This is a genomic window from Stenotrophomonas sp. AR029 (genome assembly GCF_047520695.2).
GTDB lineage: Bacteria > Pseudomonadota > Gammaproteobacteria > Xanthomonadales > Xanthomonadaceae > Stenotrophomonas > Stenotrophomonas sepilia.
In genome coordinates this window covers 279,929-292,296 of record NZ_JAXBQQ020000004.1, presented here as the reverse complement: position 1 = coordinate 292,296, position 12,368 = coordinate 279,929, and the positions used below count along the sequence as shown (strand labels likewise).

Sequence of the window (12,368 nt, the reverse complement as noted above, 5' to 3'; positions counted from 1 at the left end):
TACGAGGTGCAGGCCGGTGCCGAGCTGAAGCTTGGCCAGCGCTGGGGCGCGTGGGGCGGCGTGAGCGTGCAGCGTGGCGACGGCGGCTATCGCAATGTAGGTGGCCAAGTGGGCTTGCGCATGGCCTGGTAGGTGAGCCTGCATCGGGGTCTCATCCTCTTGGCTCGGCAACGGAATCCGGCCCCAACTTCTGCTGTGGAGCCGAGCCTATGCTCGGCTCCACATTAGATCCACGCCATGCGTGGATGCCTTCTCAGAAATCCATCGTTGCCGACAGCAGCACCGTCCTCGGTGCACCCAGTGCCAGGCTGGACAGCAACGGCATGCCCCAATAAGACTTGTTGGTCACGTTGTTCACGGTGGCCCGCAGCGCAAGGGGCCGCCCGGCTAGCGTGGTGCTGTAGCGCGCGCCCACGTCGAACAACGTGCGCCCCGGCACCGACAGGCGGTTGTCGGCACTGATGTACTGCTTCGACATCGACGTGGCATTACCTGTCAGGGTCAGGCCTTCCAGCGCAGACACATCCCACTCCACGCCCAGCTTGGCCTGCCGCTGCGCCACGGCGGTGGCGATGCGTCCTTCATTCACGCCGCCTGCCGTGCGGGTCAGCTTCGGCTGCACGTAGGCCACGCCACCCAGCAGACGCACGCCGTCGATGGGTGTGCCGAAGAAGCCCCATTCCACACCGCGGTTACGTTGCTCGCCGCCAAACGAGAAGATATTCGTGACCGGGTCGGTGTAGCTGCTCGGCCGCTTGATCTCGTACACGCTGAAGGTGTGCGCGAAGCGGCCCAGGTCCAGCTTCAGGCCCAGCTCCTTCTGCCTGGTGCGGAACGGTGCGAACACTTCACCGGCATTGGCAGCGGTCATCGGCGCGGTCGCGCCCTGGCTGAGGCCTTCAATGTAGTTGGTGTAGAGGGAGATCGTGTCGGTCGCCTTCACCAGCAGCGCCGCTGCCGGGGTAGTGGCGCTCTCGTCGTAGCGTGAGGTGCGTGCACCCGTGGCCACGTTGAAGGTCTCGCTGACCACCTGCTGGCGGCGCACACCCAGCGTCAGCTGCACACGTTCATCGGCAAAGGACAAGGTGTCGGCGAAGCCGATGCTGTCCAGCCGCAGTTCGGTATGCGAGATGTGTGGTGCTACGAACGGCGCGGCCGGGCCCCACACCGGGTTGTACAGGTTGGTGGTCCAGTCCCAGCCCGGCACGCTGCGGCGGCCGTAGTCGTTCTGGGTATGCTGATAGTGGGTCACGTTGGCGGCCCATTGGTGGCCCACGCTGCCGGTACGGAAGCTGCCGCGCAGGCCGGCGTCACCGGATTGCTTCTTGATGTCGAACGCGAGCTGGCCGATCACGGTGGTGAAGTCACCCGCCGGGTTGAGGATCTGCGCGCTGATCGAGCCGTTGTAGCGGTAGTCGGTCCTGCTGGTGCCATAGGCCAGGTAGGCCATCAGGCTATCGTTGATGTCCAGTTCGCCGCGCAGCATCGCGCCCTTGTCCTGGCTGTCCACGTAGGCCCAGTCCGGGTTGATCAGCGTATCGCCACGCGGCGGCCGCGGAATGGCGACGCCGGGCGCCAGGCCGACGCCACGTGCAGGGCCATCAACACGGTCATCGGCGCTGTACAGATCGGCCGACAGCCGCGCACGCTCGCCGCGCCAGTCCAGTGCCAGCGAACCGAGCTGCACCTTCTTGCGCTGCTTGCCGACCGCGCCATCGCCATCACGGTACGCGCCGTTGAAGCGGATGCCGAACTGTTTGTCGGCGCCGAGCCGACGGCCCATGTCCACATGGGTGCCGAACTGCGCATCGGAGGCGAAGTTGGCGCTGACCCGCAACAGCGGCTGCTCGCCAGCGCGCTTGGGCACCAGGTTCACCGCGCCGCCCACCGAGCCGCCCGGCGGCATGCCATTGAGCAGCGCGGAGGGGCCTTTCAGCACCTCGATGCGTTCGAACATCTCCGGCGAGGTACGGTAGTACGGCGCCATGCCGCTGAGGCCGTTGAAGGTGGTGTCGCTGGTGCTGGAGGCGAAGCCGCGGATCGCGTAGTTCTCGCTCCATGCGCCGGTGACGCCGTTGCTGAAGACGGTGGGGTCGGTGGCGGCGATGACGTCGGTCAGGTCCTTGGCCTGGCGGTCGCGGATGAAGGACTCGGTATAGCTGACCGTACTGAACGGCGTGTCCATGAAATCCTTGTCGCCGAGCAGGCCGATACGGCCGCCGGCGGCCACCTGACCGCCGGCATAGTCGCCGGTCACGCGGCGCTGTTCCTGCACCTGCACCGAGGGCAGGGTGGACGGCGCGGTGTCGGCCAGCGCGGCGCACGATGCCATCAGGCCAAGCGCGAGCGCCGATGCGCGGTAGCGCCGGGCCAGGCCGTGTGGGAGTGGCTGGCTGCAGGACGCGGCGGCAGCTCGGGTTTGTGGAGAGGAGAAGGGGTACACGGTCATGCCAGAGTCCTGTGAATCGCGAGGGCGAGCGCGCCTGGCGCGCTGCCATCGGCAAGCACGGGAAGAGCGCGCAGCGCAGGGTTGTCGGCTGGGTGGGGACCTGGCGGGAAGTGAGCCTGGGGCTCGGTTCGGGCGGCGCCATGAGTGCGAACCAGACGCATTCCGAATTAGTTGAGTAAAGTAAACTAAATAGACCGAAGCGGACAAGAGGGTCCCTTTGCTGGCACCCTCGGCAGGGTATGAACACGCACCGTATGAGCCCGCACCCCGATCCAACGGCGCCGACCCGTGGCCGCCCGCCCACCATCACCCCCGAGCGCCTGGCCGACATCGGCATTCGCCTGGGCCTGCCCAACCTGACCATGGCCAACGTGGCCGCCGAACTGGCGGTGACCCAGGCCGCGCTGTACAAGCGCGTGGCGAACCTGGAGGCGCTGAAGCGGCTGGTGGCCCAGGCGGTGTTCCAGCGCTGGCAGATTCCGCGCGCCTCGGCCGATGCGGCGGGCGGCCTGCAGGGCTATCTGATGGTGTTCGTGGAATCGTTGTGCGAGGTGGTGAAGGCGCATCCCGGGCTGCCGCCGTACCTGCTGCGGCGCACGGTGGCGACCGCGCCGATGCTGGAGAAGATCGCCTCCCACCAGGCGCACGTGGCCGAAGTCTTCGGCCTGCCGATGGACAAGGCACGCTGGCTGCTGGCCACAATCGCGTTCTACTGCATCGCCGGCGCCGACACCATCTACGCGATTGCGGATGACGAAGAGGGCCAGGTGATCACCGAGTTCAAGCAGGGCATGCGGGCGCTGGTGATCGGGTCGTTGCAGATGCTGGATGCGGACGGCGCGCTGTAACGTCGAGCCAGGCCGGACAGCCCTCCGGATGGGCACTTCATGCGCCCAGGGAGGACATCTGGAATTTGTCCTATGCATGGCCCAGAGCCGTACGTCTAGGCTGGGGGCTGGACCCCTCCATCATCTTCCGGAGCCCTCAATGCATGCCCCTTCCCGCGCGCCGTTGCCCCAGCGAGCGCTGCTGTGGCTGAAGAAGGAGGCCTTGCCGCTGCTGATGCTGCTGAGCCTGTTCCTGGCTGCACGCGACACCTTGGCCAATCACTACGTGGTGCCAACCGGTTCAATGCAGCCGACCCTGCAGCCGGGTGATCGTGTGGTTGTCGACATGCGGGCGCACGGCCTGCGCCTGCCTTTCACCGGGCTGAAGCTGATGGGCGACAACGTGCCGCAACGCGGGGAGGTGGTGGTGTTCGCTTCCCCGGCCGATGGCGTGCGCATGATCAAGCGCGTGGTCGCAGTAGCCGGGGACCGCGTGCGCTTGCAGGAGGGACGATTGACCATCAATGGCCAGCCTTTGCAGGTGACTGCCATGACTGACGTGGAACGGTTCGGCAAGCGGCAGGCCCGACTGGATCTAACGCATGGCGGAGGCCCGGACATTGCCGATCTGCGGGTACCTGCCGGCAAGGTGCTGGTGCTGGGCGATCACCGTGGCAACAGCCTGGACGGCCGCTTCTTCGGCTGGGTCGATGCGGACCGGATCTACGGCCGCGCCGTGGCGGTGTACTTTCGCCGCGGTGAGGGCGTGGTCTGGCAGCGCCTGTAGTTGGGCCCGGTGAAGTGTCCGGGTGCGATGAGCGCTAGCCCTCGGGGGAATTGCCGTGTTCCCATCCACGCATGGCGTGGATCTACAATGCGGCCATGCCAGCTACGCCCACCCTCGATGACCTTCGCCGCTATGCAGTGGCGCGCACCCTGTTCAGGCCGACCACGCTGCTGACCGCGATCCGGCGGTTGGGCTTCGTGCAGGCCGACCCGATCCGGGCACCGGCACGCGCGCAGGACCTGACCCTGCGGCACCGTGTGAAGGACTACCGCTCAGGCGATCTTGAGCGGCGCTACAGCCGCTTGCCGGTGGAAGAGGACTGCCTGGTGAACTACGGCTTCCTGCCGCGCGAGCATCTGGCGCTGATGCACCCGCGCGCGGCCAAGCGCGAGTGGGACGCCGAGACCCATCGCCGCGCGGCCGAGGTACTGGCGTTCGTGCGCGAGCGCGGCAGTGTGCACCCCCGCGAGGTTGACCAGGCGTTTGCGCATGGCCGGGTGACCAACTACTGGGGCGGCACCAGCAATGCCAGCACGCACCTGCTGGACGGCATGCACTACCGCGGCCTGCTGCGCGTACAGCGGCGCGACAGTGGCACCCGCATCTATGCAGTGGCCGCGCATGCCGAGCCAGATGCCAGCGAACAAGCGCAGGTCGAGCGCGCGGCCGCGCTGATCGACCTGGTGGTGCGCAAGTACGCGCCGCTGCCATCGGCCAGCCTGACCTATCTGGTGCGCCTGCTGGGCTATGGTGCACCGCATCTGGCCGAGCAGACCCGCAAGGCATTGGCGCTGGCCAAGCAGCAGCTGGCCAGCTGCACGCTGGAGGGCACCACCTGGTACTGGCCGGCGGACGAGAATCCGCGTTCGCGCCGCTATGCACCGGACGAACAGGTGCGCCTGCTGGCGCCGTTCGACCCGGTGGTGTGGGACCGCCGCCGTTTCGAGCTGTTGTGGAATTGGGTCTACAAGTTCGAAGCGTACACGCCTGCGCCGAAACGCCAGTACGGCTACTACGCGCTGCCGGTGTTGTGGCACGACCAGGTGGTGGGCTGGGCCAATCTCAGCGTGCGCGAGGGTGAGTTGGTGTCCAGCGTGGGCTATGCCGGCAAGTCGCTGGCCCGCGACAAGGTGTTTCGTGGCGCGCTTGAAGACGAACTGCAGCGCATGGCGGAGTTCCTGTAGCGCCAAGCGGCGCATGGGCGCCTATCGCTCCTGTCAGCCGCCAACCTTGGTTGGCGCTGGCTTCCACCGGTACCCACCAAGGTGGGCATCTACCGGTCAAGCGGCGTCCTTGCGCTCCGCATCCTCCATGCCGGGGCTGACGCGGCGGCCGATGTCCTTCAACCGTGCCAGCTGATCCACCATCGACGGTGCATCATCCAGGCTGCCGACGAACGTCCACAGGTAGGTCATCACCGCGTACACATGGCCCGGGGTAACTCCGTCGGTGGTGGCAAGGCGGCCGTTGGTCAGCGCGAACAATGCCGCAGCAGCCAGCCCGATCACCACATAGGCGCCGGCTTCGCGATCGGACAGCAGGATGCGCAGGCGCGACAGCGTGGTGTAGTGGCGGCGCAGTACCGAGGGGCTGACCCGGTCGACCAGGCGGATCTCGTGTTCCAGGCGGTTGTTCAGCCGGCCATGCAATTGCTCGTTGCGGCGTGCGAACGACGGCAGTAACAGCAGGGCCCCGAGCAGGGTGACCAGGCCAGCGGCACCGACCATCGGTTCGATCGCCAGCAGCATGGCCACCGCACCGAACATGGATGCCAGCGCGGTGGCGATGATCGGGACGTGCTTTTCAAAGAAGTCGACGAACTCGCGGGCCAGCACCACGCGTGCCGCCGAGGTGGACGTGGCCTGGCCCAGGCGGCGCTGTGCCTGCACCACGCTCACTGCCAGATCGGCATAGATGCGGGTGAAGGTGCGGGTATCGACCGCTCGACGGGCGGCGCCGACCAACCAGAACAACAGCACCACGCCGGCATAGGAAACGGCATGGCCGATGTTGCCGCTGATGATCGCGTCCACCGCGAAGCCGGCGAACAACGGATAGGCCAGCAGCAGGGTGTTCTCCAGCGCCACCAGCGAGAACGTGCCGGTGAGCTGCCAGGGATAGGTGCGCAGGATCGCCTTCAGAGTGGCGGCCGCACTCTGCTGCCCGATGCTGCCGGCGGCTGCCGCTGGATCGTTGGGGTGTTTCATGGGATGCCTGGGTGGGTCGGGGACAGGGCAGGGGACGGATGCCTGCCATCTCCCGGGTTGCGCCCAGTATCTGCGGCCCTTTGGAGCGGGCATGGAGGATCGATGGAGATTGCGTGGAGAAACCGGCGCCGTTCAGCGAAGCGAATGCCCATCAAAGGTGGGCCGCTACCAGGGCAGCGTCTGCCGCGTCCTCAACGACGCGCATGCACCGGCCAACGGAGCTCGAACGCGCTGCCGCCGCGTTCGGTCGGGCGGCACTGCGCCGTTCCGTGATGGGCCACGGCAATCGCCCGCACCACGGCCAGGCCTAGGCCGGAGCCTCCGCTCTGTCGCGATCGCGAGACATCGGTGCGCTGGAACGCCTCGAAGATGCTGTCGCGAAGCTCGTCGGGCACGCCGGGGCCGCCGTCTTCCACTGTCACGGTGCAATGGCCTTCGGCCAGCGTGACACGAACCCGCAGTGGGCAGGGGACGGCATGGCGTCGTGCGTTTTCCAGCAGCGCCAGCACCGCCTGGCGGATGCGGGCCGGATCGCAGTCCGCCAGTGACGGCCGTGCCTCCAGGGTCACCGAAAACCCGCTTTCGGCCAGTGCGTCGGACATTGCTTCCACCACCGCGGCCACCTGCACGCTGACGTCGCTGCGCTGCAGGCGCAGATCGAGGTGACCGCTCTCGGCCAGGCTGACCACGCGCAGGTCTTCGATGATGCGGGTGAGTCCTTCGAGCTGGGTGAGCATGCTGTTGAACTGCTCGGGGCCCGGCTCGAACACACCCTCGGCAATACCCTGCAGGCGGCCGCGCAGGATGGTCATCGGCGTGCGCAGTTCGTGCGCGATCGCCGCGTTCCAGAACACACGGTTCTCGTACATCCGGCTGAGCCGTTCGGCCATCGAGTTGAAATCACTGACCAGCGTGGCCGCTTCGGCCATCGTGGTGTTGCCGCCACGTGCACGCGCTTCCAGATCCCCGCTGGCCACCCGGCGCAGGCTCTCGGCCACCGAGTTCAACGGGGTGATGATGCGCCGGGTCAGGCGCGAGGCGACCAGCGTGGCGAAGATGACCACCACGGTGGCGGTCAAGCCGATCCACAGCCATTCCAGCCCGGACGGCATGATCGTTTCCGGCGCGTCGTACCAGCGCGGATAGAACACCTCCAGCAGGTAATAGAACAGATAGAAGCCACTGATCGAGAGCACCGTCGAACACAACGAGGCGACCGTGATGGAGAGGGTGATCTGGCGGCCGATGCTCTTGCCTTTGGGATTCATCGATCAGTCCAGGAAACGGTAGCCGACGCCACGGATGGTGGCGGGAATGCCGATCACGCCCACCTCTTCAAGCTTGCGCCGCAGCTTGCTGACGTGGCTGTCGACGGTACGTTCCTGCGCATCACCTTCGGGCAGGCAGGCATGCAGCAGGTCCGCGCGCGCATGCACCTGGCGCGGCGCGCGCGCCATATGCACCAGCAGCCGGAACTCGGTGAGGGTGACGCTCAGTGCGTGCACCTGCTCGCCGGTGCGCACCGTCACCTCGTGGCTGCGCAGATCGATCTCGAACGGCCCCTGGCGGATCAACCCGTTGGGTTCTTCGGCGGCGGTGGGGGCACTGCGGCGCAGCACGGCCTGGATGCGTGCAACGATCTCAGCGGGATTGAATGGTTTGGCCACGTAGTCGTCGGCACCCACGCGCAGGCCGGTCAGCCTGTCCACGTCCTGGTCGAGCGCGGTGAGCATGATCACTGGCGTGTTGCCGCGCCGCCGCAGTTCGCTTAATACCTGCCAGCCATCGAGCCTGGGCATCTGCACGTCCAGCAGCACCAGGTCCGGGCGCAGCTGGCGATGGCTGGCGAGCGCCGCCTCGCCGTCGGCGGCGCGTGCGCTGCGCAGGCCGGAACGGGCAAGGTAGGCACCGAGGATATCGGCTATTTCGCCTTCATCTTCGGCAATCAGGACCAGGGGCGCGGGTCGGCTACGGAGTTCATGTCTCATTGCGTGCTGCGGGTTCGAGGGCAGGGCGGGAAGGGGCTGGGTCATCGGCGGCGCTCCATGGCCTGTGCTTCCTCGTTGGCTGCCCAGGCCAGTGTGGCCAGCACCAGCGTGCGCTGCAGGCTGGGTTCCACCGCAGCCGCGCCGCGCAGCTGCTGCTGCATCAGGGTGGACACCGCCGAGGGTAGCTTGCTCCAGCGCGAGGCCATGGGGGTGGCGTCCACCCGGGCCTGCAGCCGTGCAGCCATGCGCGCGATGGTGTGCAGGCGCACTGCCAGCAGGGCGGCCACCACGGTGGTGGCAAGGGCAAGCAGCAGATGCAGGTTGACGTTGGCGGCCGGGTGCATTGCCGCCCAGACCGCCAGGCCGATCAAGGCCAGCGATGCGAGGGACCCGGTGCGGCGGGTGCGGCCGGGCCCATCACTGCCGAACCCCACCAGTGCGGCGGCCCCGAAGCCGGCCAGCAATGGCAGGCCCGGATACGGCGCGACCCACATCCACGTGCTGGTCGATGCCAGCACCAGTGCTATCAACCATGGCGAAGGCGCACACCATGCCACGTAGGCACGGCGCACATCGATGGGTGGCAGGTCCGGGTAGGAAAGGGACACGGCAAACAGGCGGTCGGCGAGGCCGACGAGGCTAGCGACCGTTGATGGAGATTCGGTCGAGATTGTGTCGAGATTGCGTGGACGCGGAGCTATCGCGTTCAGGCGTGGCGCTGGTGCCTGAACGGCCGCGGCGCCTCCATGCAATCTCCACGGTGGCTCCAAGAAACGTCCATCAGTGTCTTCCAGACTGCGGCTCCGGCGGTCGCATTGGGTGACTGCCCGCAACCGGGCGTTTCGATGAGCAACCGCAGGACCTGGATGATTGCTGCCGCCGTGGCCACGTTGGCCGCCGGTGCTGGATGGTGGACGTTTGCAGGCGGCGATGATGCCGCGCTGATCACCGCGCCGGCAAGGGTGGCGGATCTGGAGAAGACCGTACAGGCGGTCGGCCGGGTCCATCCGAAGGAGCTGGTGGCGGTGGGCGCGCAGGTGTCCGGCCAGGTCAAGCGCCTTCATGTGGTGCTGGGCCAGCGCGTGCGGGCCGGCGATCTGATCGCCGAGGTCGATTCACAACCGCAGCGGATCGCGCTGCGAAGCGCCGAGGCGGCCACCAATACGCTGCGTGCCCAGCATGCGGCCAGCCTGGCGCGCTATGCGCAGGCCAGTCGTGCTTACCAGCGCCAGTCGCAGCTGGTGGCATCGCGCCTGGTGTCGCAGGAAGGCTTCGAAGCCGCGCGCGTGGCACGCGATGCGGCGCGTTCGGAGGTGGCCTCGTTGCAGGCGCAGATCGACCAGGCTGTGACCCAGGTCGAAACTGCACGGATCAATCTGGGCTATACCCGCATCGTCTCGCCCAGCGACGGCTACATCGTGGCCATCGTCACCAAGGCCGGGCAGACGTTGAACTCGATGCAGACCACGCCAACCATCGTGATGCTGGCGCAGATGGATACGATGACCGTGCGTGCCGAGATCGCCGAGGCGGATGTGGAACTGGTCGCACCCGGCCTGCCGTTGTGGTTCTCGACGCTGGGGCCGAGCGGGCGCCGTTATGAATCCCATCTGCAGCAGCTGGAGCCAGCGCCGACCTCGATTGCCGAGGCCGCTTCCGGCAATGCGGGCGGCTCTGCGCAGACGCCGAAAGCGGTGTACTACGCCGGGCTGTTCGATGTAGCCAATCCTGGCCTGAAGCTGAAGCCTTCGATGACGGTGAAAGTGACCCTGCAGCTGGCGCGGGTCGCCAACGCGCTGCAGGTGCCATTGACGGCACTGGCCGAGCCGGATGACAAGGATGGCAACCGCGGCACCGTGCGCGTGGTCGATGCCAAGGGCCGCGCTGAGGAACGTGCGGTGACGACCGGCCTGCGCACCGCCACCGCCGTGCAGATCCTGTCTGGCCTGAAAGCGGGCGATAACGTGGTGGTTGGACAGGCGCCCAGCGGTGGCGACGCCGAACGCGCCAGCCTGCTGGGGATGTGAGCATGGCCCATGCACTGCTGGAACTGGAGGGCGTATCGCGCGCCTATCGCTCGGCCGCCGGCGAGGTGGTGGTGCTGAAGGAGGTCTCGCTGCGCATCAACGCCGGCGAGTTCATCGCCATCATTGGCCCCTCGGGTTCGGGCAAGTCCACGCTGATGAACATCCTGGGCTGCCTGGACCGGCCGACCGAGGGCAGCTATCGCGTGAACGGCGAGGCCACCGAACAGATGGCGCCGGACGCGCTGGCACGCCTGCGCCGTGAGCATTTCGGCTTCATCTTCCAGCGCTACAACCTGATGGAGAACCTGAGTGCCACCGAGAACGTAGCGCTGCCGGCAGTCTATGCGGGCGTGGACGCACAGACGCGCACTGCGCGCGCACGCACGCTGCTGGAAGCGCTGGGGCTGGGCGAACGCACCGGGAACCGGCCGGGTCAGCTGTCCGGTGGCCAGCAGCAGCGCGTGTCCATTGCCCGCTCGCTGATGAACGGCGGCGCGATCGTGCTGGCCGACGAGCCGACCGGTGCGCTCGATCACGCCAGTGGCCAGCAGGTGATGGCCGAGCTGAAGCGCCTGCACGCGCAGGGCCACACGGTGATCCTGGTGACGCATGATGCGGCGATCGCCGCCAACGCGGCGCGGGTGATCGAGATCGCCGACGGCCGGGTGGTGGCCGACCGCGCCGAGCCGGGATTGCTGGCTGCGGCCGCAGGATGCGGGACCGAACGCGGCGCGTCGCCGGTCGCCGAGCGCCGCGCACGCAGGGATGCGGTCCGCGAAGCGGCACGCATGGCGGCGCGTTCGATGCTGGCCCATCGCCTGCGCACGCTGTTGACCATGCTCGGCATCATCATCGGCGTGGCCGCGGTGGTGACCGTGGTTGCGCTGGGCAAGGGCGCACAAGCGCAGGTTGAATCCCAGATCAACGCGCTGGGCGCCAGCACCCTGGAGATCTTCCCGGGCGCAGATTTCGGTGACCCGCGCTCGGCGGAAGTCGAAACGCTGGTGGTGGCCGACGCGGACCATCTTGCGGCGTTGAGTTATGTGGACAGCGCCAGTCCGAACCTGACGGGATCGGTGGCGGCACTGCAGGGCAGCCGTCGTGCCAACACCCAGGTGCTGGGCGTAGGGGCCGACATGCCGCGCGTGCGGGGGCTGCGGCTGAAGGCCGGCCGCTTCTTCACCGACGCCGAAGTCGATGCGCACCGCGCAGTGGGCGTGGTCGACCAGAAGGCGGCGAAGGCGCTGTTCACTGGCAATCCCATCGGCAGCACGGTGCTGCTGGGTGGCATGCCGGTCGAGGTGATCGGCGCGGTCGGTCCCAATGCGTTCGCCGGTGGTGCAACCCCCACGGTCTACGTGCCGTACACCTCGGCGGCTTCCCGGCTGCTGGGCAGCCAACGCCTGGAGAGCATCACCGTGCGCGTACGCGACAACGTACCCACCAATGCCGCCGAAGCCTCGCTGGGCGCCGAGCTGGAGCGCCTGCATGGCCGTCGTGACTTCTTCATCTACAACGCCGACCAGATCCGCAAGGCGGTGATGAAGTCCAGCCAGACCCTGGCCGCGTTGGTTTCGGCGATCGCGGCGGTGGCGCTGGTGGTGGGCGGCGTAGGCGTGATGAACATCATGCTGGTGTCGGTGAAGGAGCGCGTGCGCGAGATTGGCGTGCGACTGGCGGTGGGGGCGCGGCAGAACGACATCCTGCGCCAGTTCCTGATCGAGGCGGTGCTGATCTGCCTGTTCGGCGGTGTGCTGGGGGTGTTGCTCGCGTTCGCTGTGGGTGCGCTGTCGAGCCTGTTGTCGCTGGGCGTGCCGTTCCTGTTCTCGCCGGGGCCGGTGCTCGCCGCACTGGCGTGCTCTTCGGCCATCGGGCTGGGCTTTGGCTACTTTCCGGCACGCACTGCCGCGCAGCTGGACCCGATCCAGGCATTGGCGGCGGAGTAGGGGCGCACCCGGTGACATCGTAGCCGCCATCACGGCCGGCGTTGCGGTAGAACGGCAGCAGCCACAGGTGGCTGATGCCGGGTTCACGGTGACCAGCCTGTTGCGCGGCATGGCAGCGGTCGGTGAACCGGATGGCA

11 protein-coding genes are annotated in these 12,368 nt (G+C 67.4%); 6 read left to right on the top strand and 5 right to left on the bottom strand.

Going from position 1 to position 12,368, the window contains the following annotated elements:
- Positions 1-132, top strand: a 132-nt coding sequence (locus ACM0PB_RS15415) for an autotransporter outer membrane beta-barrel domain-containing protein (RefSeq protein ID WP_495495122.1), incomplete at its 5' end; no start/stop codon positions are given.
- A 121-nt stretch (positions 133-253) separates the two neighbouring features.
- Here the strand turns inward: ACM0PB_RS15415 and ACM0PB_RS15410 are convergent.
- Positions 254-2,449, bottom strand: coding sequence for a TonB-dependent receptor (locus ACM0PB_RS15410; protein WP_414604459.1), 2,196 nt, complete (start codon positions 2,447-2,449; stop codon positions 254-256).
- Positions 2,450-2,703: 254 nt separating this feature from the next.
- Between ACM0PB_RS15410 and ACM0PB_RS15405 the strand changes: the two genes are divergently transcribed.
- From ACM0PB_RS15405 to ACM0PB_RS15395, 3 genes are all read left to right on the top strand, one after another.
- Positions 2,704-3,297 carry a TetR/AcrR family transcriptional regulator gene (locus ACM0PB_RS15405; RefSeq protein WP_005416676.1) on the top strand — a complete coding sequence of 198 codons (594 nt, stop codon included), beginning with the start codon at positions 2,704-2,706 and terminating at the stop codon, positions 3,295-3,297.
- A gap of 139 nt (positions 3,298-3,436) precedes the next feature.
- On the top strand, positions 3,437-4,063 hold the full coding sequence (gene lepB, locus ACM0PB_RS15400; RefSeq protein ID WP_005416675.1) for a signal peptidase I: 627 nt from the start codon (positions 3,437-3,439) through the stop codon (positions 4,061-4,063).
- Between the two features lie 71 nt (positions 4,064-4,134).
- Positions 4,135-5,247: a DNA glycosylase AlkZ-like family protein gene (locus ACM0PB_RS15395; protein ID WP_414604458.1), complete on the top strand. Its 1,113-nt coding sequence runs from the start codon at positions 4,135-4,137 to the stop codon at positions 5,245-5,247.
- Positions 5,248-5,343: 96 nt separating this feature from the next.
- Here ACM0PB_RS15395 and ACM0PB_RS15390 read toward each other — a convergent pair whose 3' ends face one another.
- The 4 genes from ACM0PB_RS15390 to ACM0PB_RS15375 all read right to left on the bottom strand — a co-directional run bounded on the left by ACM0PB_RS15390 (position 5,344) and on the right by ACM0PB_RS15375 (position 8,866).
- Positions 5,344-6,270 (bottom strand): ABC transporter six-transmembrane domain-containing protein, encoded by a 927-nt coding sequence (locus tag ACM0PB_RS15390; RefSeq protein WP_414604457.1) that lies wholly within the window; start codon positions 6,268-6,270, stop codon positions 5,344-5,346.
- A 191-nt stretch (positions 6,271-6,461) separates the two neighbouring features.
- Complete coding sequence (locus ACM0PB_RS15385) at positions 6,462-7,538, bottom strand: ATP-binding protein (RefSeq protein ID WP_414604456.1); 1,077 nt, start codon at positions 7,536-7,538, stop codon at positions 6,462-6,464.
- Positions 7,539-7,541: 3 nt separating this feature from the next.
- Positions 7,542-8,258 carry a response regulator gene (locus tag ACM0PB_RS15380; RefSeq protein ID WP_032954218.1) on the bottom strand — a complete coding sequence of 239 codons (717 nt, stop codon included), beginning with the start codon at positions 8,256-8,258 and terminating at the stop codon, positions 7,542-7,544.
- A 41-nt stretch (positions 8,259-8,299) separates the two neighbouring features.
- Entirely contained in the window at positions 8,300-8,866 is a 567-nt protein-coding gene (locus ACM0PB_RS15375; RefSeq protein ID WP_279945789.1) for a hypothetical protein, read from the bottom strand.
- A 237-nt stretch (positions 8,867-9,103) separates the two neighbouring features.
- On the opposite strand from ACM0PB_RS15375, the gene ACM0PB_RS15370 reads away from it, so the two are divergent.
- Together ACM0PB_RS15370 and ACM0PB_RS15365 are read left to right on the top strand one after the other, a co-directional pair.
- On the top strand, positions 9,104-10,285 hold the full coding sequence (locus ACM0PB_RS15370) for an efflux RND transporter periplasmic adaptor subunit (protein WP_414604455.1): 1,182 nt from the start codon (positions 9,104-9,106) through the stop codon (positions 10,283-10,285).
- Between the two features lie 2 nt (positions 10,286-10,287).
- Positions 10,288-12,231: a MacB family efflux pump subunit gene (locus ACM0PB_RS15365; RefSeq protein ID WP_065177754.1), complete on the top strand. Its 1,944-nt coding sequence runs from the start codon at positions 10,288-10,290 to the stop codon at positions 12,229-12,231.
- The last annotated feature ends 137 nt before the right edge of the window (positions 12,232-12,368 follow it).

Excerpts from the sequence above, each read along its gene's own strand:
- ACM0PB_RS15365 (WP_065177754.1), top strand. The coding sequence starts at position 10,288 with ATGGCCCATGCACTGCTGGAACTGGAGGGCGTATCGCGCGCCTATCGC.
- ACM0PB_RS15385 (WP_414604456.1), bottom strand. The coding sequence starts at position 7,538 with ATGAATCCCAAAGGCAAGAGCATCGGCCGCCAGATCACCCTCTCCATC.
- ACM0PB_RS15380 (WP_032954218.1), bottom strand. The coding sequence starts at position 8,258 with ATGAGACATGAACTCCGTAGCCGACCCGCGCCCCTGGTCCTGATTGCC.
- lepB (WP_005416675.1), top strand. The coding sequence starts at position 3,437 with ATGCATGCCCCTTCCCGCGCGCCGTTGCCCCAGCGAGCGCTGCTGTGG.
- ACM0PB_RS15395 (WP_414604458.1), top strand. The coding sequence starts at position 4,135 with ATGGCGTGGATCTACAATGCGGCCATGCCAGCTACGCCCACCCTCGAT.
- ACM0PB_RS15370 (WP_414604455.1), top strand. The coding sequence starts at position 9,104 with ATGAGCAACCGCAGGACCTGGATGATTGCTGCCGCCGTGGCCACGTTG.
- ACM0PB_RS15405 (WP_005416676.1), top strand. The coding sequence starts at position 2,704 with ATGAGCCCGCACCCCGATCCAACGGCGCCGACCCGTGGCCGCCCGCCC.
- ACM0PB_RS15390 (WP_414604457.1), bottom strand. The coding sequence starts at position 6,270 with ATGAAACACCCCAACGATCCAGCGGCAGCCGCCGGCAGCATCGGGCAG.
- ACM0PB_RS15410 (WP_414604459.1), bottom strand. The coding sequence starts at position 2,449 with ATGACCGTGTACCCCTTCTCCTCTCCACAAACCCGAGCTGCCGCCGCG.